Origin of the sequence: Pseudoalteromonas sp. MMG024 (assembly GCF_021654175.1) — a bacterium.
Lineage (GTDB): Bacteria > Pseudomonadota > Gammaproteobacteria > Enterobacterales > Alteromonadaceae > Pseudoalteromonas.
The window spans coordinates 150,508-173,006 of sequence record NZ_JAKFZO010000006.1 but is presented as its reverse complement, the minus strand read 5'-3'; the positions used below and the strand labels follow the sequence as shown (position 1 = coordinate 173,006).

Here is a 22,499-nt window from a genome sequence, read left to right as displayed (position 1 = left end):
AATGCGCCTTTTTTTCGTTTCATAAAACTATTTTTTCTTTTTCCCTTTGCCTTGTACAGCTTTAAAGCGTGGGTTTGATTTACAAATTACAAATAAACGACCGCGACGCTTTACGATTTGGCAATCAGGGTGGCGTTTTTTCGCGCTTTTTAACGAACTTAAAACTTGCATTATTTACTTCCTAATTTACCAAAACGCTTATTGAACTTCGCAATACGGCCGTCAGATTGAGCAGCGCGTTGCTTACCTGTGTAAAACGGGTGCGATTCACTCGATACATCTATCGCTACATAAGGGTATGTTTTTCCTTGATAGTCGATTGTGCGATCGGTTTTGATGGTTGAACCAACTAAAAAGTATGCATCTGCTGCTGTATCGTGAAAAACCACTTTTCCGTAATCAGGGTGGATACCAGGTTTCATATAAGCTCCAATTAATATGTTACAACATCACATAATATAAAGTGTTATATTATAACAATCAATATCAAATGATAATTATTATCAAAAAAATAACAAATTAGTTAGCTAAGAATTTTGATTAATTCATTTACAACCTAATCTGTTAGCGTATTTTTGTTGTATAACGTTAAAAGCAAGTAACACAGAGGCAGTATGAAACATATCAAAGGCGTAATTTTCGATTTAGACAGTACATTAGTTACGTGTAAATTGTGTTTTAAAACTATGCGAAAGGAAATTGGCTGCCCATTAGAGCAAGATATTTTGCAGTTTGTTGATGCGTTAGATGAGCCTAAACAGTCTATCGCGAATCACACAATAAAGCGTTTAGAACTTGACGATGCTCATAGTGCAAAGTGGATTGAAGGGGCAGAGCACTTTGTGGAGTATTTAATTAATAAAAACTATCCCACCGCGATTATTACGCGAAACAGTGTTGAAGCAAGTTCTATAAAAATAGCCAACAATCAAATACCAATCGAAACCGTAATAACCCGCGAAGATGCACCGGCAAAGCCCGATCCTACAGCATTACTTATGCTGGCTGAAAAATGGAATATCGCCCCCGCTAACTTGTTATACATTGGAGACTATCTTCACGACATTAACATTGCGAAAAATGCAGGTGTGGAAAGTGCGCTGTTTTGCGAGTTCGAAACACCAGACTACGCACATCAAGCAGATTATGTATTTGAAAGCTATGCTGAGTTACAGGCGCGTTTCGCTTAAATTTCTGAGTAGTGTGGAGTGAGGGGAGTTTAAAATAGATTACGGTACGAACCGTTATGCTGCTAGTTTAGCTAGCAGCATAAATGTATGTTTTAAAACCGATTTTGACTTAACGCCTTGCTAATTTTTTGTCGATAAACTGGCAAGATGATTTAAGCGCTTTTTGAAAATGACTTAAATAGCGTCTTGCCCAAGGATAGTAAAACGCTAACAACAGTAAACCAGCAATAAAAAAGATCAGTGATGGACCTGGCACCACCATAAATAGCAAGCCAAGCGCTAGAAACATTACTGCAAACACATGGTTTATCATTTTTTTCATCTGTAGAATCCTAAACGCATAAATTTACGTATAAACACGATATTTATTCATAGTATAAAAAATTTGGTTTAGCGCGCGAATAAATGATGTTACAAACTGTAAATATGAAGCAAAACTCGCTGTATTTCTTTGATATAATGAGTGCAAACCCTGTTCCCCGTCACCGAGCAAGTAATGATTGAAGTAATAGATCAAAAAGATACCTTATCGCCTTTAGCAGAGGCGTTTTTAGCTGAGTTAAAGACAACACACTACAGTGGTGAAATCGACATCAGCTATGCAACGCGCATTGTAACCGCAACTGACAACAGTATTTATCAGGCGTTACCGCAAGGTATTTTGTTTCCAAAAACAAGCCAAGATATTCAACAGATTTTTTCTCTTGCAAATCAAAGCAAATATCAGCAAATCAAATTTACACCGCGTGGTGGCGGCACAGGTACCAATGGTCAATCGCTCACACACAGTATGGTGATTGATTTATCGCGCCACATGCGTGAGATTTTAGAGATCAACGTTGAAGAAAAGTGGGTGCGCGTACAAACCGGTGTAATTAAAGATCAGCTTAATGATTTTTTACGCCCTTATGGATTTTTCTTTGCGCCGGACTTGTCGACCAGTAACCGTGCAACCGTTGGCGGTATGATAAATACCGATGCGTCGGGTCAAGGCTCGCTTGTGTATGGTAAAACATCCGATCATGTACTCGGCTTAAAAACCATGCTGGTAGACGGTACTGAACTTGATACCGCTCCGGTTACTGTTACGACCGCTAAAACATACGCCGAAGAACAATCTACACGCGGAAAAATCTATCAACAATTACTCGATACAGGTATAAACTTACGTGACCAAATTAAAGCGAAATTTCCCCGCTTAAACCGCTTTTTAACAGGCTACGATTTAGAAAATATTCTCAACGATAAACTAACTACGTTAGATGCAAGCCGCATTATTACCGGGTCAGAAGGTTCGTTAGGGGTTGTTTGCGAAGCTAAACTCAATATTACCCCGATTGCTGAATTTAAAACGCTGATCAATATAAAATACGATAGCTTTGATTCAGCGCTTCGTAATTCACCGTTTTTAGTGGACGCCAAAGCGACTTCGGTTGAAACCGTTGATAGCCGTGTACTTAATCTTGCTAGAGAAGACATAATTTGGCATTCAGTTTCAAGCTTGATTGAAGATGTGCCGGGTAAAGATATGCAGGGCCTCAACATGGTTGAGTTTAATGCGACAAATCAGGCGGATATTGATGATAAAGTAAATGGCTTATTGACAAAGCTTGATAGCTTAATGGCAAATAACCAAGCTGGGATCATTGGTTATCAGGTAACGCATTCTAAGGCCGACATTCTAAAAATTTATGCCATGCGTAAAAAAGCGGTAGGCTTGCTTGGCAATGTCAAGGGTAAAGAAAAACCGCTGGCATTTGCCGAAGATACGGCAGTACCACCAGAAGCACTTGCAGACTTTATTGCTGAATTTAGGCAATTGCTTGATTCACACAACTTAAACTACGGCATGTTCGGCCATGTCGACGCTGGTGTATTGCACGTAAGGCCAGCTCTTGATATGTGTGACCCAACGCAAGAAAAATTACTACGTCATATTTCCGATGAAGTGGTAAAACTAACCGCCAAATACGGTGGTTTAATGTGGGGTGAACACGGAAAAGGTTACCGTAGTGAATATGGCCCAGAATTCTTTGGCGATACCTTGTTTACTGAACTTAGAAAGATCAAAACTGCATTCGATCCGCTTAATCGGTTAAACCCTGGTAAAATTTGTACGCCACTCGACTCAAATGAGCGGCTTGTTAGTGTTGACGATACTAAGCGTGCGCATTTCGATAAACAAATCCCGATCACCATTAAAGACAGTTTCAATAACGCTATGGGGTGTAACGGTAATGGTCTTTGTTATAACTATGATAGCCACTCACCTATGTGCCCATCGTATAAAGTAACAAAAGACAGACGTTATTCACCAAAAGGGCGTGCCAGTTTGATGCGTGAATGGATGCGTTTACAAAGTGAAAAGGGCATAGATCTACTCGAAAGCGAAAAAGCGATTGCGAAAGGCGAGACTAAGTCGTGGTGGGAAAAACGCATTTTCGCAAAACAAAAAGCCAAAGGTGCGTACGATTTTTCACATGAAGTAAAAGAATCGATGGATGAATGTTTGGCATGTAAAGCGTGTACTACAGCATGCCCAATTAAAGTGGATGTACCGACTTTCCGTGCACGCTTTTTAAACTTATACCATGCCCGTTATAAACGTCCGCTTAAAGATTACTTAGTGGCTAATATTGAGGCGCAAGCGCCGCTTTTAAGCAAAATACACTTTCTAGTAAACCCTATTTTAAAATTAGGGTTTGTAGAGCGCTTTTTGAAAAACCAAATCGGCTATGTGGATTCACCGTTACTAAGCGATAACGCCATTATAAAACGCGTGTCGACGCAGTTTGCGTTTAATCTAAATCAGCTTAAAACACTGGATGAATCACAAAAGCAGCAAACCGTTTTGATTGTACAAGACCCATTTACCAGCTTTTATGAAGCTGAATTGGTGGAAGATTTTTGCCAGTTACTGGTAAAACTTGGTAAAACGCCAGTGCTATTACCGTTTAAACCAAATGGTAAGCCACAGCATGTGAAAGGTTTCTTAAATGAATTTGCAAAAACAGCGAAAAACAGTGCTGCATTTTTAAACCAGATCGCAGAACTGAATATTCCTATGGTAGGTTTAGATGCGTCGCTTGTTATGTGTTATCGCGACGAATATAACCAAGCACTTGGCCAGCAGCGTGGTGATTTCCATGTGTTGTTGGCTCACGAATGGTTTGAAACACAACGCTTTGAGCAAAAACAAGCAACCACTGATAATCATTTTGTTTTACTTAATCACTGTACCGAAACCACGGCAATGCCAAATGCCAGCAAGGTGTGGCAAAACCTGTTTGCTAATTTTGGGTTAACACTCAATGCTAAAGTAACAGGATGTTGTGGTATGGCGGGCACTTATGGTCATGAAACGCAAAACTTAGATAAATCCCGTGCGCTTTATGAAATGAGCTGGCAACAAACGGTTGATAACACACCAATTGAACAGCTTGTAGCGACCGGATTTTCGTGTCGCTCACAAGTTAAGCGTTTTAATAACGGCAACAAACCAAAACACCCAATACAACTGTTAAACAGTTTGCTTTAGCTAAACGGCTTAACGTATAGAGGCAAGTAATATGATTCGCATCACACTGTTAATGTTTATGGTAACTTGCCTTTATGGCTGCGGCGGCAACAATACTGTGCAAATTAGCCCATACGCTAACATAGTTGCGTTTGGCGATAGCCTTACACAAGGAGTTGGGGTAGATAAATCAAATAGTTATCCTACAAAACTGGCGAGCGAGTTAGGCATTGAAGTTATAAATAGCGGAATTTCAGGTCAAACCAGCAGCCAAGGGCTTGCACGTTTAAACACTGTGTTAACTACGCATATGCCGAGCCTGATTATTATTTGTTATGGCGGTAATGATGTACTGCAAAACAAAAGTAAAACCCAGCTCGAAGCAAATCTAAGGCAAATGATTATCAGCTCTAAGCAACACGGTGCGCAGGTGATGTTAGTTGCCGTACCGCAATTTGGCTTGTTACTTTCACCGATGCCTGTGTATAAAAAACTGGCTGATGAATATGACTTGGTGCTTATTGAAGATACCTTGCCCGATTTATTGGGTGATGCCAGCAAAAAATCCGACCGAGTACACCTTAACGCGCAAGGCTATGCGTTATTAGCCAGTGAAATTGCAAGGCACATCGAAATTACCAATTAAAGCGTAAAAATAATAGAAACTAATTATTCCCTCTTTCGCAAGTTTGTACTATTTTCAAAGGGTTAAATACCTAATTTTAATTGCGATTTAGAGGGAAGACTATGGCGCAAGCACCTTTACAACCCAACTTTATTCAGTTTCCTGGCAATGTGATTGCCGAACCACCGTGTCGCATGTTAAATGCTAATCAGTATGGCTTTTTCGTTAAAGGCTGTAGCGAAAAAAATCAAACCTATATCGACACAACACTCAACGCGGTTAAATCAGATGAGTTTCGCTTCAAGGCGCTAAGTGCGTATACCTTGCTTACCTTTACGGATATCGAAAACATCGCATCTAAAGTACCTCCGTTTAGTGAACAAGGTTGGATGCAAGAGACTGACATTATATTTTGGTTACCAGTAGCCAAAATGGTGAACAAACGTGGTAAAGAAAAAGTTGACCATATTTATTGGTACCCAGCGTTTATCACCGTAAATAATATTTATGCATTGATTAATGGACGTGAGACATGGGGTTACAATAAATATTTGTGTGACTATAAGATGCCAAACATTGGTGAGCTACCTCAGTTTTTTGAGCTTAGCCTTGATGCCTTTCAGCCTTTTTCGCCGAATACCAAAATGGCAAAACATAAACTGCTTGAAGTAAATCTAGTTGAGCAAGGCGGCGAACACCCTGTGAGTGATTTTGTTGAATTGGTGAAAGAAGCGTTTGAAATTCTAAAGTCCGATACTGACTTCTTTGATCTTGATTTAAACGCCATAAAACAGTTGCTCGATGGTTTTGTAAACCCGCAAATGGACCAGATCCTATTCAAGCAATTACCAAATGGTGATGGCAGTAAAGCAGTTTATCAAGGCGTTGTGCATTCTCCGTCAATTATTAAGAAGGTACACAGCGCTAAAATCTATAAGCATGAATTTGATGTGACCGTGTATCAGCTAGATACGTTTCCGCTTGGTGAAATGTTTGGTATTTATCCCGGCACCCATCGCGCGCTGTTACCATTTAATGTTGTAATGGATTTTGATCAAGAAAAAGCGTGTGAAATTATAGCTACAAAAGGACTTTAACATGGCGAAAGAAAAAATTGTGATACTTGGCGGTGGCGTGTCAGCTATGACCGCCGCGGTGTATTTAACAGACGATGACAGCTGGCAAGATAAGTACGATATTACTGTGTATCAGCAAGGTTGGCGCATTGGTGGTAAAGGCGCCAGTGGCCGGAATCCTTACTTGGGCCAACGTATTGAAGAGCACGGACTGCACGTATGGTTTGGCGCTTATGTAAATTCGTTTAAAACGATTCAATCAGTCTACGATAAATTAGCACGCCCCGACAGCATGCCGCTAGCAACCTGGCAAGAGGCGTTTAAGCCTCACAGTTATGTTGTATTACAAGAGCTGATTGATAACGAGTGGCAAACATGGCCTGTCGATTTTCCGCTAATTCCGGGCAACCCTGCGGATGGCACATTGGATTTACACTTTTGGGAAATCGCGCGATTATTGTATTTTTGGATCAAAAAGTTTATCGGCGAATTAGAGCACAAAGCGAACTCATTGAATAAGGCGCGCGATATTAAAACGCCTGAAAACGACGAAGAGCAAAACCTTTTTGACCACTTTATTGATGAAGTAAAAGAAAAAGTCGATGATATCAAAGACGAATGGCAAGAGTTTAAAGACGATGCCGAGGATTCGTTAGAAACATTCTCAAAACATATTCAAGTTACGCTAAGCGAGCTTAGTTACTTTTTTGATAAGCGTGCTAGCGATAAAAACCTTTCGAATACAAAACACCCATCCGCGATTCAGTGGATCATCCGACGTTTTAAGCGTTGGTTAAACGAAGAGTTTGAAGACTTACTTGAAGATAACGCAGATATTCGACGCCTTTATATTTGCGCTGATTTAGCCCTTGCCATGATGGAAGGCTTAATTGAAGACAAGGTGTTTGAACGTGGCTTTGGCGCAATTAACAATCTTGATTTTAGAGCGTGGTTAGAAAAGCACGGGGCAAACACACAATTTTCAGTAGATTCTGCGCCGGTTCGAGGTTTTTACGATCTTGTCTTTGCTTACCAAGATGGGGACTTTGCAAAACCCAATGTGGAAGCGGGCGTCGCGGCATTGGCAATGCTGCGCTTATCGCTGTGTTATCACGGCGGAGTTATGTGGAAAATGCAAGCAGGTATGGGCGATACCATATTTAGTCCGATTTACGAGTTACTCATTAAACGCGGCGTTAAGTTTGAATATTTCCACCAAGTGACGCAACTTTTGCCAACGCAAAGCAATGCAGGTGAAAACAGTGTCGATGAGATTAAACTGATAAAGCAGGTTGCACTAAAAACAGGGCAATACCATCCGCTTGTTGATGTAAAAGGACTACCATGCTGGCCGTCATATCCACTTTATGAGCAAATTGATGATGAGCAAGCAGCGCTAATAAAGCAGCACAATATTAATTTAGAGAGCTTTTACAGTGATTGGCCAAGCGTTTATAAGCAGCACTTTGGCGACGCACTGCCAGAAGTGACGCTAAAACAGGGCGTTGATTTTGATAAAGTCATTTATGGTATATCGGTGGCAAGCTTGCCTCATCTATGCGAAAAGTTATTAGCAAAAGACCAAGGACTCAGTTTAACCTCACAAAAAGTAAAAGCCGTTGCGACACAAGCGTTTCAACTGTGGTTAGATAAACCGCTTGATGAAACCGGTTGGGCATATACGCCAGCAAGTGGTGAGCAACCAATTTTAAGTGGTTTTAGCGAACCCTTTGATACCTGGGCGTCAATGGATCAGCTGATTAATAAAGAAGATTGGCAAGGTGATGTCGAGCCGAAAAATGTAGCCTATTTTTGCAGCGCATTTACGCAAGACAGTTTTCCACCAAGTACCCAGAGTGATTTTCAAGCCGTGTGTAACGCACGAGTAAAAGCCAATAGTGTTCTTAAACTTACGCAGCAAATGTATCCACTGTGGCCGGATATTGCCAAACAAGGTGAATTTGATTGGCAAGCACTAATGGATACAACAAATGCGGTAGGAGAGGCGCGCTTTGATAGCCAATATTGGCGCGCAAATGTAGATCCCAGTGAGCGTTATGTTATGTCGGTGGTTGATTCTAGCAAATACCGTTTAGCAACGGATGGAACGCAATTTACTAATCTGCTGATTACCGGAGATTGGATTAAAACCGGTGTTAATGCAGGTTGTGTAGAAGCGGCAACCATGGCGGGTATGGCAACATCCCGCGCTATTTGTGGTTACCCAAATCATATTAGTGGTGAATTTGGTTTTGAGCCTGACGAGCAATAATAAAGAAGTTTTAACGTGATCTTTCAGATTTGATTAATAGGATTCATTCAAATCTGAAAGTCACTTAAGTTAAGTGGCATAAGCGGACGGTCGTAATGCCTTAATAAAAGGCTAAAATAAGCTACGAAGGAGCGCAAGCCTGCTGTTTTGTGTAACTTGATTAAAGCATATGTTATATGCCCGTAGTAACATTTAAAAAGGAGTCTAACACCTCAAAAGTAAAGTTTTGAAATGCTTCTTCACATTTGTCGTTTACACCACAATTCGCAAAGGCAGTAATACTGACATCTCCCTCTTGGATGTAAATATTTTGCGTAAAATAGCCAAATTCAGTACCTCCATGATGGTAGAATTTTCTATCATTAATTTCTTCAACCCAAATACCAAGCCCATAATAGAAATCTGATTCTAAAGGAGCGTCAGATGAGGCAGTTGTTCCAATAATATCTTTTGTATCAACCCACACATTTAACGACTAAATTAGGTATCAACATTGAAACGACAAGTACTAGCTTTAATAAATATTTTTTAATCACAAGAATCACCCATGACCCAACTATTACGAATCCGACTTCATTGTCTTGTTATAATCCATTAACCAAATCAACTGTTTGTTTAATAGCTATATTAACTAAACTAGGCGAATCAATAGGTATATTGTGACCAGTTGAATTTGAAACAATATGAATTGAATTAGGGTTATACCTTATTAATGAAGAGTGGAGCTCTCTCCATATTTCTTTCCCTTTCTCACTGTGGCCAATCCACCAATCGCTTTCTCCTAATTTACTGGAGGTGACAATAACAGTCGGTATTTTAGTAATAGATCCGTTATCTTTTAATTGCTCATTTTGATATATTTTTTGCAAAACTTTCCACTCTTGGCTTTGAGCCAAAAGTGAATTTAGCTTTTTATCATCTCTCTCCGCCCAAGCTTTATCTAACTGAATTAACTTTTTCGAAAATTGTTCGTGACTTGGATCTAGTAATACTAAACCTATCACTTGCTCCCGATAAGAAGTAGCATATTCACGAACATGAATACCTCCAAATGAGTGCCCAACTAATATAATATTTTTATCAATATTTAATAGCTTTAGTAGAGCATGTAGGCGCTTATTAGATTTCTGAACAGAAACATCAATAGTTGCTGTTGAGCTGCCATTGCCAGCACGTGAATAAATAATAACTCGATGTTTAAGCATTTTTAATTTAGTTAATAGTGGCTTCCAATAATTAACTCCCATCCCTACGCCTGACTCAATAATGATATTAATATCTCCAGTACCTATATCAATATATTCAAGCTGTACATTTTCAATCGTAGCAAAACTAACCTTAGACTCGGCAAGGACAGTAAAATGAGTTAGTAACATACTTAAAAAAAATAAAAATATGGAAGGCTTCAATGCTCTATCCTTGGCTTATAACGCTTCGCTTAACCGGCGCAAAATAGCAGGCTAAAATTAGCGACGAAGGAGCGCAAGCCTGCTGTTTTGCGTCCTCCTTTGGTTAAAGCGTTTGTTATGTATATGTTACGCCTTACCTGCTGTTTTAAAAGAAATTATATATGGTTGAACAGATTTACCATTTACCCCTTTAAAGCCTTTTTTGTTTTTAGAGTTAATACTAAATGCATAAACGGTGTCAGCCTTTAATTTAACCGGAATAACAAAAGTACGTGAATCTTCTTTGAAATAAACGTCACCTGTTATTTGCGGAAAATTACCATTATTTAGTTTTACGACAGACCACATCTTATTGGTCATCATATTCGAGCTAAAAGTGACGGTTATTTCATTAGTTGATGGATCAACAGTTGGTGTTCCTGCTAAAGGCGAGCTAGAAATCACAACAGGGTTTATATCTTTTAAAGTCAATGGATTTGCTGATACAACTGTTGAAACAAATAATGCTGAGATAATTGCTAGAGTTTTAACTGATTTCATAATTTTTCATCCTTGGTTGAAATACACATAACATGTTTATAGCGAGCGAATCGCGTGTTTTTCAACCACAGCGTGACTCGTTTTTTTGAATCACTTATTTGTAACAAACTTCATAACTATTTGCCAGTGCTATCAAAATGCAGCAGTGATAGCTTTTATCTCAGAACAAAAACAAGCGATTGAGTCGTTTGCCTGACTATGCAAGCAATATACTTTGACGAAAAGAAAAGTAATTTTGAAAGACCGCTGTTAGATCATAGTAGAGCTTATCAACTGTACGATTTGATCGGACTAAAAAATTAAAAATGTCTGACTCGATATGACCTACTACTAATAATATGTTTACAAAGGCTGGTTTATAACCAGCCTTTTTGCTGTGCAATACGCGCTGCATCCACACGATTTACGGCGTTTAATTTGCTGATAGCTTCTGACAGGTAATTACGCACTGTGCCTTCTGATAAAAATAACTTAGCGGCAATGTCGTGGGTTTTAAGGCCATCGCCTGCTAATTTAAGTGCTTTGCGTTCCTTATCATTAAGTGGATCGGTATCTGATAGTGCGAGTAGGGCAAGCTCGGGATCAATCACCTTTTTACCTTGTTGCACCGATTTTATAGCATTAATTAGTTGCTCTGACGGGGCTTCTTTTAGGATAAAGGCGTACACACCTGCGTTCATCGCGCGCTTTATGTAACCCGCTTTTGAAAAGGTCGTCATAATCATGGTTTTTAAATTAGCATTATTCTTTTGCAATGATTCCGCTAATTCAATTCCCGTCATATTTGGCATTTCAATATCTGAAAGCACAATATCGACTATGTTTTCATGTAAAAACGTGAGTGCTGCTTTGCCGTCTTGTGCTTGGCCAACAACATTAATAAACGGGTCTAAACCAACCAGCGCGCTAATTGCTTCTCTAACCATTTGCTGATCTTCAACCACAAGTACATTTATCATGATAATTCCGTTTTAAAAGTCATGGCTAAACAAAAGCCATTTTTGTTGCTGACAAGGAGTTCACCACCCAGTGCTTCAATACGCTGTTTTATACCGCTAAGGCCATTGCCGTTGGTAAATGTGTGCACTTTGCCATTATCTGTTACTGAAATTTTGTTTTCGCTAATATCAATTGTTACTTTATTACCTTTGCTATGGCGTAAAATATTGGTCGTTGCTTCAGTTAGCACAAGTGATACGGTATTTTGTAAAGCTGGTGAGGCATTTTGTAAGTGATTAGTGATATCTACCTGAAAGCCGTTTTGCATTAGTTCGCTTGTAAGGTGGTTTAACTGTTCGTCTAATTTAAACTGCTTCATATTGGTAACCGCTTGACGAATATCACTTAATAATTCACGACTAAGGGTTGCCACTTGCTGTATTTCGTTTTGTGCTAACGATACTTGTTCGTTCGAGATGAGCTTTTCAGCAAGCTCTGCTTTTAGCGCGATTGACGATAAGCTGTGGCCTGCTAAATCATGCAAATCTCGGGCGATGCGCTCACGCTCTGCCACCATAGCTAATTGTTCTATTTGTTGCTGGCTTTGTTCTTCACTTAATCTATGTTGGCGTTCGCGGCGCTCAGCACGGCCCATAAAATATAAGCCAATACTGGTGATAAGGGCTGGCACTATGTAGTACAAATCCATCAGATTAAACAAATAGGCCGATAGCGCAATGCCAAGTAATACGCCTATTAACCCTTGTAACCCTTTATGTTGCCTAAAGTTAAAGCCACAAAAATAACAGGCAAAGCCAAACAGTGCTTGTGTGCCGGGTGTAATATAAGCCCCGAAAGTAGCAAGGGTTACTATCGTTAATACGGGTACGAGGGCTTTTTCACCTTTTGCATTTACCGCTTTTACGTAGCACACAATAAATACGCAATACAGCACCAGCATTGCGATAAGTTTAAATAGCGTAAACCGTTCAAAACTAAAAATAAGTGGTAAAAAATAAAAGCTAGAAAAGGCAAGTGGCCCCCACACCCAGTAAGACTTTCCTTCTACTGCGAGGCTCTGTTTAAAATTATCCATTTTGACCTACGTTTAATGCCGTTGAGTGTGTTTGCTTAAGTTGATTTTGCCAGCGTGAATACAATTGGTAAATACTAAATAAATAGATGAGTACAATAGCAAAAGGCAGTACTACAAATCTATCCTCCGGAAATAAATACCATAAAATCACAAGAGATACTGTGCGTGTGACTGTATGAATAACCCCAAGTGGGTGCTGCAACGTCCAAGAAAGCGGAAGCCACATTAACCCCGAGATAATACCCACACTTAACGGTACGGTGGTGTGATCAAGTTGAGTCATTGGGATCACTAAGCCGTAACCCATCAAAGACATAAGAACTGTACTTAAAAACAAATTATCAAATGGATTGCGCTCGGACTTTTTAACAAACAAGGCTTCATTTGTTAACTTGGCGACACCTAACGCGATGTAAAAAATCATTCCTGTACCAATAAAGGTGATAAGTCCCATGTATTGGCTGTTGATAAAGGTACCTAAAATACCCAATACGGCCCATGTAAAACAGCCAGTGATTGGCATTGCGAGTAGCTTTTTCTGTTTATATTCTTCACGGTACTGTTCTAGTGTTTTCATGATATATCCTAAGTTAAGAGTGGGCAGCATGCTGCCCGTTAGCTGTTTTTTAGCGGAGGTTAACCTTGATTATTGCTAATAAGCATTTGTGGCCAGATGTAGTTTGGTGCAATATCGAGCGAGGCCTGCCAATCGTTAAGCGCACTTTGTACATCGTTAAGTGCTAAGTGAGTAAGCCCACGCCAAACCAACGCTTCGGCCTGACCCCACTGATAACCGAGATTGTCATCGCTTTGATAGTGGTTAATTGACGTATTGAGTGATTTAAGAGCTTGTTGTTTACTACCACCAAAAATATTTGGTGTGTTGTAAGCGATAATGCCCTTAATTAAATGTACACGCGGGTTTGTTTCATCGGTTTCACTTGCGCTTTCAAGCGCGTTAGACGATTTAATGCCGTAGTACATACCTGTAATTGGCTTTATCGAAATGCGATAGCCATAAACTTGGGCAAGTAATGCATTAACCTCTGTTTTATCTTCGCTTAGTTTTTCATCCGTTAAAATCATCTGTGCGCTATCGAGTAAGCTTATCGCTTTGTCACTCTCGCCCATAATGTTATGCGCGATAGCCAAGCGGTAGTTAACGAGCGCTGCATCATAGCCTTTGGCAGTGTTTGCGATTTGTGTAAGTTGAGCCACATTATTTTGTTGTGATGCCAATTCAATCTCATCAATAGTCGTTTGATCAGCACTTGCATAGTTAGCTGTAAACGTTGCAGTAGCAATAAGTAACGCGTAGATGTTTTTCGTAATTAGATACATAGTAATGTCCTTTATATGATTAATGACTGACCGTTTTTTCGGCGCAGTTATAGTGTTATTCAAAAGGAGCTTGGTGGTTAGAGACGTTTGTCAGCAATTGCATATGACAAATGTCATCTTGTGGTGTTTGGAAAAATCAGCAAAGAGCTCTTTGAGTTCATAAATTACGTAATTGATAATCGTTTGCATTTAATTTGCAGCTATATTAAGCTCTCAATTAATTGATAATAACAATCATTTACAAATGAATGCGAGCGATACTCATAGCCACTATTCAGTGCTTTTAACTAAACTAAGCAAATGTTCGTCTGCATGTGCATATCAAATAGTGGATGAATTGGTTTCGACCGGTTTAGTACTTGCAAATTTCTATGGTGAGCGCCAACAATCTTTGCTACAAGAGCTCTTTTTAAGGCGTTTATTCTTTGATTTACTGGGTAAAGTGTGCGACCCACTTGTTGGTAGTGTGGTGCAACGCATCTGCCTAGATTTTACATATCAACCGTTGTTTGCACTCAAACGGTTTTATCGTACATATCATGGTAAGTTAGAGGCATATTATAAGTTGGAACGAGAGTTACGCATTTTAAGTAATGAATTTTAGCGTGTAAAAGGTGAACTATGACACAGTACCGAATTGAAAAAGACAGTATGGGCGAATTAAAGGTACCTGCCAATGCCTTATATCAAGCTCAAACGCAACGTGCAGTCGATAATTTTGCTATTAGCGGCTTAACCATGCCTGTATGGTTTATTCAGGCTTTAGCGTACGTAAAGTCTGCGGCAGCTAAAACAAACCAAGAACTCGGCCACTTACAGCCACATATCAGTGAAGCCATTGTTGATGCATGTGAAAAAGTGCTGACAGGTGAATATTACAACCAATTCCCAGTCGATGTATTTCAAACCGGCTCGGGCACCAGTTCAAATATGAATATGAACGAGGTACTTGCCACACTTGCTTCGAATTCCCTTGATGAAAACGTGAGCCCTAACGACCACGTGAATATGGGACAAAGTTCTAACGACGTTATTCCAACCAGTATTCAGGTAAGTTGTTGTATTGGCGTGTACTACCATTTACTGCCAGCGGCGAACCACTTAATTAATGCGTTAACACAAAAATCTAAAGAAGTAGGGCATATTTGTAAAACAGGCCGTACTCATTTAATGGACGCGATGCCAATCACGTTTGCACAAACCCTTGATAGCTGGAAAAGCCAAATTGAAAATGCTATTGCGGGTATTAACACATCGCTTGAACAGGTGAAGTCGCTTGCACAAGGTGGAACGGCGGTTGGAACGGGTATAAATGCTGACCCACAATTTGCCGGTAAATTTGCAAGTAACCTGAGTGCTTCAGTTGGTATTAGCTTTAAACCAAGTGAAAACTTTTTCTATAACATTGGTTCGCAAGATGCCATTGTTGCTTTGTCTGGTCAGTTAAAAACGCTGGCAGTTGCCATTATAAAAATTGCAAACGACTTACGTTGGATGAACTCAGGCCCACTATCAGGTTTAGGTGAAATTGAACTACAAGCACTACAACCAGGTTCGTCTATTATGCCAGGTAAAGTAAATCCAGTTATTCCTGAGGCAGCTGCAATGGTTGGCGCACAGGTTATTGGTAACGACGCGACAATTACGGTTGCGGGTCAGTCAGGCAACTTGGAGCTCAATGTGATGTTGCCAGTTATTGCCCACAATGTGTTAGAAAGTATTAACCTTCTGACGAATACGTGCTACCACCTTGCGGATAAAGCAATTGTTACTTTTGTGGTAAAACAAGAGAACATTAATAAATCACTCAATAAGAACCCGATTTTAGTCACAGCGCTAAACCCAGTAATTGGTTATTTAAAGGCTGCAGACATTGCGAAAAAAGCCTATAAAGAAAATCGACCAATCATTGATGTTGCGCTAGAGGAAACTGAACTCACACAACAAGAGCTTGAAAATTTACTCAACCCCGAAAAATTAACCCAAGGCGGTATCGCATAAACGACTATCGCTTGAGTTCATTTTCAAATAACAAAAGCCCGTTAAAAAACGGGCTTTTTTGTTGCGGCGATAAGAACAAGGTTAATGAGAGAAGCGTGTCATCAAGTGCTTTAACTCGTTTGCTCGTTCGGCCATATTATTACTGGATGCATTTGCACGCTCAACTAGCCCATTATTTTGTTGAATAATGCCATCCATTTGTTTAATTGCGGTATTGATTTGATTTATCCCGTTGGCTTGCTCCGCACTGTCATCGGCTATTTTCGCCATATTCGCCGATAATTCTTGAATGTTAGATACGATAGATGCAAGCGTATCACCCGATTGTGTTACCAGCGCCATGCCGTGCTCCACTTTTGTTGCGCTATCATTGAGTAAATCAGCTATATTTTTAGACGCATCGGCGCTTCGCTGCGCTAAAGAGCGTACTTCAGCTGCGACAACCGCAAACCCTTTACCTTTTTCACCAGCTCTTGCCGCTTCTACAGCTGCATTTAACGCAAGCAAATTAGTTTGAAATGCAATTTCATTAATTACCTCAATTATGTTCGATATTTCACTTGAGCTTGTGCTTATTTCTTTCATCGCATCGACTGTATTTCCAACTAATCGTCCACCTTCTTGCGCTTGTTCATCTGCTTGTGTCGCGAGTTGATTTGCAACTTGTGCATTTTCAGAGTTTCGCTTAACAGTTTCAGTGATTTCGTGCATTGATGCGGTTGTTTCTTCAATTGATGCGGCTTGCGATTCGGTTCGGCTGCTTAAATCGTTGATGCCGTGTTTTATATCATCAGCAGAATCAGTGATGTTAGAGGCGGTATCAGAAATTTGCTTTACCAATAGCGATAAGTTTTCAACGCTACGATTAACCGCTTGTTTTAATGTGTCAAACTCCCCTTGATAATGACCATGTACAGTTTTAGATAAATTACCATCGGCCAGCGCTTGCATTACATCTTGGCATTCATTTAATGGGTGGGTAATTGCATCTAAGGTGTCGTTAAAGCCAATAACTATTTTTGCAAAATCGCCACTGTGCTTATTGCTGTCGGCGCGTGTTGATAATTGGCCACTCGATGCAGCGTCAACTAATAAGTTAGTATCTGATATTAACCCCTCAATGGCATTACAACAGGTTTCAAGACTGTGCTTAACTTGCAAAAAGTCACCTTTGTAATCGTTACTAATGGTGTTCGGTATATCACCTTTAGCTATTTGATCTAAATATAACGAAGTGTTGTTCATTGGTGTAACGATGGCATCAAGTGTCGCGTTAATGCCCTCAATAATCTTTTTATAATCACCGTTGTGACTATCGGCGTCTGCCCGTTTTGATAATTCGCCAATAACAGCGCTTTGTACAATGGCGTTAGTGTCATTAATCAGTTTTGAAATCGCGCTGGTGGATTGCTCTAAGCTTTCTTTAATTAATAGAAAATCACCTTTGTAGTCGCCAGATATGCTCTTTGGGATCTGTCCGTGGCCAATTAAATTTAAATATTCTTGCGTTTGTTTAACGGGCTTTACGATGGCATCGAGCATTTGGTTAATGCCTTTTGCAAGTGTCAACATAAAGCCACCAAACTCACTTGCATCAATTCGTGTTGCCAGTTTGCCTTCAACTGCAGCTTGTATAATTGTTGCAACTTGCTGCTCTGCACGGCGTTGTTCTGATAAATCATTAAGTTCATAAACAATGCCTATTACGTCACCGGAACTATCTTTAACCGGTCCTGCAATCACAAATATAACGCTATCTTGGTAAGTTAATTCACACTCTACTTGTGTAGAAATAGCATTTTTCAATACATCAAATTCTGGCTGGTTATCAAATAACAGACTATCTGTGTGGTCAAGGAAAGCTGAATTGGTAAAGTGTGGCTGGGTAGTTTGAATATTAGATTGGTGATTATTTAACAGCGACTTGCATTGGTTATTACAATAAATAACCTTGTGCGAGCTGTCAGACATCATAACGGGCGCGGCAACGTTATCAAGCGCTTGTTTAATACGCCCATTCACTTTTGCAACCTCTTTTTGGTGTTCCATTTGGTTAGTTAAGTTTGTATTTGCCTCATTTAAATTGTGTTGCATGCGCGACAATGCATTTAACAATAAGCCAATCTCATCGTGGTTATGACTAACTATTCGGTTTTCCAAATTACCGTTAGCGATTTCGTTAGCGACTTTTGCTGCGTGATTTATAGGTTTTGTGATTAAAATTCGTATGTATATCAGTAATAAAGCAATGGTTAATAGCGTAATCACCGAAAGACCTAATAAGGTGTAATTAATTAAGCTGTCTTTTTGTTTTGTTAAACGAGAGGTTTGGCGTAGCGCAATGTGATTAATCTCTTCACTAAGCGCGTTAAGGGCGGCAACTACAGGGCGATCTATGCCTTTAACTGCTTTATCGCCGGCTTGTGTATTAAATCCGGCGCTTTCAAATAGCACTAAGCCCTCACGATATTGCTTACCAAGCTCTTTATGTTGTGCTTGTAGTTCAGATATTTGGTTTCGTAGCTTTGTTGGTAAATAATCTTTAGTTTGAAGAGATGCTAGGTCGTTTTGAATTTCAGTTTCTTTCTCTGTAAATCTACCCACGTATTTTTTGTATTGCGTTGCATCGTGACCGCGGATCAAGATATTTTTCCACTCTTGAACTTGGATTTTGAAATTACTCAAAACCTTATTTACTTGCTCACGTGAATCCAGTTCTTGGTTAATAACATTGTCAAAGTCTTTAGCGAGCGAGCGTAAAATAAATACTGAAATAAGTGCTGCGATAAGAATTGAAAAAAGGCCTATCAATACACTTGTCATTAACTTGGCTTTGATACTTTTCATATTTCGTCCCTGAGTGTGACAAAAGAAACATAAGTCTAACCCCAATTTTGTTAATTATGCTGTTGAGTAATGTCTAAACCCATCGAGAAAATTAAAACAATTGGTATTACTACTCTAGTCAAAGAATCGAAAATCGGCAAAAAATGAGTGTTAATTCAGAGGCTTCAAGGAGAAGAGAGAAATATACTAGAAACTAGAAGGCTTAACTGAAAAGTGGAAAAACCGAGTTAAGCCATAGTTAATGGGTTATAATGCGTTTGTTGCTACTTTTTGTAACCAACTGCTTGGGGCGTTGATACGACCTTGTTGCATATCACTGTAAAATTGGTGAAGTGCCAAAGTGTGCTTGCCAATCTCACCGTTTCCAACCGTATAATGCTCGCCATTTTCTAATATGTAATGACCTACTGATGCAGTAACAGCTGCAGTACCAAATCCACCAGCTTCAATTATCTCACCCGATTTTATATCGTTTAAGAAATCTGTTAGCGCGATTTTTTGTTGTATCGGTTTCAGACCAAGTTCTTCAGATAAACGCTCTGCCAAAGCCAAAATAGATTCAGAAGTTATTGATTTTAAGATGGTGTCGGTAAATTCTGGAATAACTAAATAGCCACTTTTAGTAATGTGAAAATGATTCATTGCGCCAACTTCTTCAAGGTACGTGTTGCTTGCGTCAAGGTACAATACTTGATCAGCTGAGAAACTTGCAGCTTGTTTTTGCGCACGTAATGACGCGGCATAGTTACCTGCTGCTTTAGCAGCTCCAGTGCCACCTGACACCGCTCGGTGATAAGTTTTTGAAATTAGTAGCTTAAGCGAGGTTGTCATTCCTTTTGGATAATAAGACCCGCTTGGACTTAACATAACCGCGTAGGTATAGCTGTTACTGGCTCTAACCGATAAATTATCTTCAGTAGCGAATAAAAATGGGCGAATATACATGGATGCGCCATTTGCACGTGGCATCCATAATCGCTCTACATCAAGCAATGCGTGTATTGCAAACATTTGCATATCTTCGGGTACACTGGGCATCGATAATATACTGGCAGATACATTTAAACGCTGGCAATTTTTGTCGAGTCGAAAGGTATAAATCTCATTGTCTTGGTGTAAAAACGCCTTGGCTCCTTCAAAAACCGATTGGCCATAATGTAATGCCATTGCGCCTGGTGCTAATTGCAGTGCTTGGTAAGGAACAATTCGCGGCGCTGTCCATTGGCCGTCTTTGTAGTCCATTAAAAAAATGTGGTCGGTTCTTTGCTGGCCGAATCCGAGATTATCGCATTGTTCAAGCGGCGCTGTGCGCCTTAATTCTGGTGACAGTAGTTGATAGTCTATATTCATTATTATTTAATTCTGTTGGTGATAGCTGCATAGTGAAGCTGAGCGTTTAAATAATCAAGGTAAAATTAATCAAATTAAAATTAAAACGTAAATAAATTTATCAATTTGTGTGGCGCGAAAATTCAGGCATAAAAAAAGCCAGTCGAAACTGGCTTAAAATGGTTGGGAAAACGGTCAATGTCTATCTGGCGTTAAGACTGGGTAACCTGATTGTTGTTCGCCAATTACTACTTTTAAATTATTTATATTTTTCAAACCACGCGAGTGTATGTTCAATTTTACTGATCATGCGTGACGGTTTACTTGCAATACCGTGGTAAGCGCCAGGAATTTTAACCAATATAGTATCTATTTTTCGTAATTTAAGCGCTTGATAATATTGCTCAGTTTCAGCCATCGGCGTGCGTAAATCTTTTTCACCTGTGATCAGCATGGTCGGTGTTGTTACATTACCAACAAGCGAGAGCGGCGAGCGCTGCCAATAATGTTCAACGTTATCCCAAGGCATACCCGGAAATTGCGTAGGAATTTGGCGAAGGCCACTGTCGGCGGTTAACACTTTACTTAGCCAGTTAATAACAGGTTTTACGACAACCGCAGCCTTAAAACGGTCGGTTAAGCCAATGGCGTAGGCTGTTGCAATACCCCCTGCAGAACCACCTGCAATATAGATCTGGTCGGGATTCACAAAGCCCTTCGCTATCATCGCATCAACGCCTGAATTGTGATCGGCAAAGTCTTCTTTCGACGAGTACTTATACTTTAAAAGCATCGCAAAGCGCTCACCGTAAGAGCTGCTGCCGCGATGATTATCATAAAATACAACATAGCCTTCGGCTGCGAAACGCTGTAGCTCTGCCGAAAAATGAGGGCCATAGGCTAAATGCGGACCGCCATGAATTTCTAAAATCATTGGATATTGTTTGTTGGGATCAAAATTAGGCGGAGTGATATACCAACCTTGAATTTGCTCCCCATCAAAAGACGACTTGTAGTTAATCTCGTGAACTTGACCTAGTGTTTTATGGTTTAGTAAGTCGTTATTAAGCGCCGTGAGTTGGGTAACTTTACCTTTTGTTGAAACTATCGCTACATCGGCAGGTTTTGTTGCAGCACCGTGCGTAAATGCAATATCACCTTGGTAATTTGCACTAAATTCACCACTGATATACGGGCGACCGAGTGTGGTTCCTGACAAGGTATCAGTTAAGTCTTTTAACTTGCCTTTTGTAGTTATAGTGGCAACTTTACGTTTACCAAAATCATCATAGCTAAATGCGATGGTGTTTTTACCAATCCAACTTGGCTGATTAACAGAGCGGTCAAAGTCTGGCTTGATTCGGCTTGATTGCTTCGTTTGCCAATCCATCACATTCAAGATGTTATTGCGATATGGGTTCAGTGCATTAGAGCTTTGTAAATAAACGAGCTTGTTACCGTTTTTTGAAAATTGTGGGCTGAACTCGCGTCCTGGCGCGTTTGTTAGCTGAGTTAACTCTAAGTTGTTTACGTCTACTTGAAACAAGTCGCCTTCCAACGTTTTGTATTCCCAGTCAGTTATACGGTTTGCTGAAAACACAATCGCTTGGCTATCTTGGCGCCACGCTAAACGGCCTTTGTGATGATAATTACCAGAAGTGATTTGGCGCGGTGTTCCGCCTTCTGAAGGAATGACAAACAGTTGATTATATCCGGGCTTTACTAAGCCACTACCGTCAGCTTGATAATAGGCTTTATCGATGACAATGGCAGGCTTTGACCATTTAGCCCCTTTAGGTGCAGTAGGCATTTTTGCGATGACGCTAGGTTTTTCTGCCACTTTTTGGCTAAAAGCGAGCCACTTTCCATTGGGTGACCAAGTTAGGTTAGTAACGCCACTTTGCAAATTACTAATTTTTGCTGTGCGGTTTTGTTTAAGGTAGTGGACGTGTATTTGTTTGTTTCCTGAGAGGTTACTAATAAATGCAATTTTATCGCCACTTGGTGACCAAATAGGCGAACTGTATTGTTTATCATCAGAAAAAAGCGGTGTTTGGTCACCTGTTTCAGTATTAACCAACCATAAGTGCTTATCGGTGGCGTCACGCATGATGTTGTTGCTATTTCTAACATATACAATGTGTTTGCCATTAGGTGATACGCTAAGTGAATTTGCATACTCTAGCTGAAATACGTCATTTGCTTGAAATGTGTTTGCAAAACTGGGTGCTGCATACGTGGTTAACGCACCAATTAGCATAATTGCTTTGGTTGGAGTAAACATAAAATGCCTTTTATTACTTTTGTTTGTAGCACC

At 39.9% G+C, this 22,499-nt stretch carries 20 protein-coding genes; 7 read left to right on the top strand and 13 right to left on the bottom strand.

Annotated elements, in window-relative coordinates; genetic code table 11:
• Positions 1-27: 27 nt before the first annotated feature.
• Positions 28-171: a type B 50S ribosomal protein L36 gene (ykgO, locus tag L1068_RS07710; protein ID WP_010559268.1), complete on the bottom strand. Its 144-nt coding sequence runs from the start codon at positions 169-171 to the stop codon at positions 28-30.
• The gene (locus tag L1068_RS07705; RefSeq protein ID WP_010559267.1) at positions 171-422 is read right to left on the bottom strand and encodes a type B 50S ribosomal protein L31; all 252 of its coding nucleotides are present in this window, start codon (positions 420-422) and stop codon (positions 171-173) included. Before L1068_RS07705 ends, ykgO begins: the two co-directional genes overlap by 1 nt.
• 192 nt (positions 423-614) lie before the next feature.
• On the opposite strand from L1068_RS07705, the gene L1068_RS07700 reads away from it, so the two are divergent.
• Complete coding sequence (locus L1068_RS07700; protein ID WP_237129759.1) at positions 615-1,190, top strand: HAD-IA family hydrolase; 576 nt, start codon at positions 615-617, stop codon at positions 1,188-1,190.
• A gap of 109 nt (positions 1,191-1,299) precedes the next feature.
• Here the strand turns inward: L1068_RS07700 and L1068_RS07695 are convergent, their stop codons facing one another.
• Positions 1,300-1,512, bottom strand: a complete 213-nt coding sequence (locus L1068_RS07695) for a PGPGW domain-containing protein (protein WP_010559264.1) — start codon at positions 1,510-1,512, stop codon at positions 1,300-1,302.
• Between the two features lie 174 nt (positions 1,513-1,686).
• Between L1068_RS07695 and L1068_RS07690 the strand changes: the two genes are divergently transcribed.
• From L1068_RS07690 to L1068_RS07675, 4 genes are all read left to right on the top strand, one after another.
• Positions 1,687-4,728 carry an FAD-binding and (Fe-S)-binding domain-containing protein gene (locus L1068_RS07690; RefSeq protein ID WP_237129810.1) on the top strand — a complete coding sequence of 1,014 codons (3,042 nt, stop codon included), beginning with the start codon at positions 1,687-1,689 and terminating at the stop codon, positions 4,726-4,728.
• 31 nt (positions 4,729-4,759) lie between these two features.
• Positions 4,760-5,353 (top strand): GDSL-type esterase/lipase family protein, encoded by a 594-nt coding sequence (locus tag L1068_RS07685; protein ID WP_237129758.1) that lies wholly within the window; start codon positions 4,760-4,762, stop codon positions 5,351-5,353.
• 101 nt (positions 5,354-5,454) lie between these two features.
• Entirely contained in the window at positions 5,455-6,429 is a 975-nt protein-coding gene (locus L1068_RS07680) for an acetoacetate decarboxylase family protein (protein WP_237129757.1), read from the top strand.
• Between the two features lies 1 nt (position 6,430).
• The gene (locus L1068_RS07675) at positions 6,431-8,680 is read left to right on the top strand and encodes an NAD(P)-binding protein (RefSeq protein ID WP_237129756.1); all 2,250 of its coding nucleotides are present in this window, start codon (positions 6,431-6,433) and stop codon (positions 8,678-8,680) included.
• Between the two features lie 172 nt (positions 8,681-8,852).
• Here L1068_RS07675 and L1068_RS07670 read toward each other — a convergent pair whose 3' ends face one another.
• From L1068_RS07670 to L1068_RS07640, 7 genes are all read right to left on the bottom strand, one after another.
• A complete protein-coding gene (locus L1068_RS07670; RefSeq protein ID WP_237129755.1) occupies positions 8,853-9,146 on the bottom strand; it encodes a hypothetical protein in 294 nt (97 codons plus the stop codon).
• Between the two features lie 118 nt (positions 9,147-9,264).
• On the bottom strand, positions 9,265-10,089 hold the full coding sequence (locus L1068_RS07665) for an alpha/beta hydrolase (protein ID WP_152960755.1): 825 nt from the start codon (positions 10,087-10,089) through the stop codon (positions 9,265-9,267).
• Between the two features lie 126 nt (positions 10,090-10,215).
• Complete coding sequence (locus tag L1068_RS07660; protein ID WP_054979768.1) at positions 10,216-10,629, bottom strand: Ig-like domain-containing protein; 414 nt, start codon at positions 10,627-10,629, stop codon at positions 10,216-10,218.
• Positions 10,630-10,985: 356 nt separating this feature from the next.
• Positions 10,986-11,588 (bottom strand): response regulator transcription factor, encoded by a 603-nt coding sequence (locus tag L1068_RS07655; RefSeq protein ID WP_237129754.1) that lies wholly within the window; start codon positions 11,586-11,588, stop codon positions 10,986-10,988.
• Positions 11,585-12,664, bottom strand: a complete 1,080-nt coding sequence (locus tag L1068_RS07650) for a histidine kinase (RefSeq protein WP_237129753.1) — start codon at positions 12,662-12,664, stop codon at positions 11,585-11,587. The genes L1068_RS07655 and L1068_RS07650 overlap by 4 nt, the downstream gene beginning before the upstream one ends.
• Positions 12,657-13,241 carry a hypothetical protein gene (locus L1068_RS07645; protein WP_237129752.1) on the bottom strand — a complete coding sequence of 195 codons (585 nt, stop codon included), beginning with the start codon at positions 13,239-13,241 and terminating at the stop codon, positions 12,657-12,659. Before L1068_RS07645 ends, L1068_RS07650 begins: the two co-directional genes overlap by 8 nt.
• A 59-nt stretch (positions 13,242-13,300) precedes the next feature.
• Positions 13,301-14,005 (bottom strand): hypothetical protein, encoded by a 705-nt coding sequence (locus L1068_RS07640; RefSeq protein ID WP_237129751.1) that lies wholly within the window; start codon positions 14,003-14,005, stop codon positions 13,301-13,303.
• Between the two features lie 244 nt (positions 14,006-14,249).
• On the opposite strand from L1068_RS07640, the gene L1068_RS07635 reads away from it, so the two are divergent.
• Positions 14,250-14,609 carry a hypothetical protein gene (locus L1068_RS07635; protein ID WP_237129750.1) on the top strand — a complete coding sequence of 120 codons (360 nt, stop codon included), beginning with the start codon at positions 14,250-14,252 and terminating at the stop codon, positions 14,607-14,609.
• 17 nt (positions 14,610-14,626) lie between these two features.
• Positions 14,627-16,006, top strand: a complete 1,380-nt coding sequence (locus L1068_RS07630) for a class II fumarate hydratase (protein WP_237129749.1) — start codon at positions 14,627-14,629, stop codon at positions 16,004-16,006.
• 81 nt (positions 16,007-16,087) lie between these two features.
• Here L1068_RS07630 and L1068_RS07625 read toward each other — a convergent pair whose 3' ends face one another.
• The 3 genes from L1068_RS07625 to L1068_RS07615 form a co-directional block, all read right to left on the bottom strand.
• Complete coding sequence (locus L1068_RS07625; RefSeq protein WP_237129748.1) at positions 16,088-18,853, bottom strand: methyl-accepting chemotaxis protein; 2,766 nt, start codon at positions 18,851-18,853, stop codon at positions 16,088-16,090.
• Between the two features lie 246 nt (positions 18,854-19,099).
• On the bottom strand, positions 19,100-20,203 hold the full coding sequence (locus L1068_RS07620) for a branched-chain amino acid aminotransferase (protein WP_237129747.1): 1,104 nt from the start codon (positions 20,201-20,203) through the stop codon (positions 19,100-19,102).
• 238 nt (positions 20,204-20,441) lie between these two features.
• Complete coding sequence (locus L1068_RS07615; protein WP_237129809.1) at positions 20,442-22,442, bottom strand: S9 family peptidase; 2,001 nt, start codon at positions 22,440-22,442, stop codon at positions 20,442-20,444.
• Between the last annotated feature and the right edge of the window lie 57 nt (positions 22,443-22,499).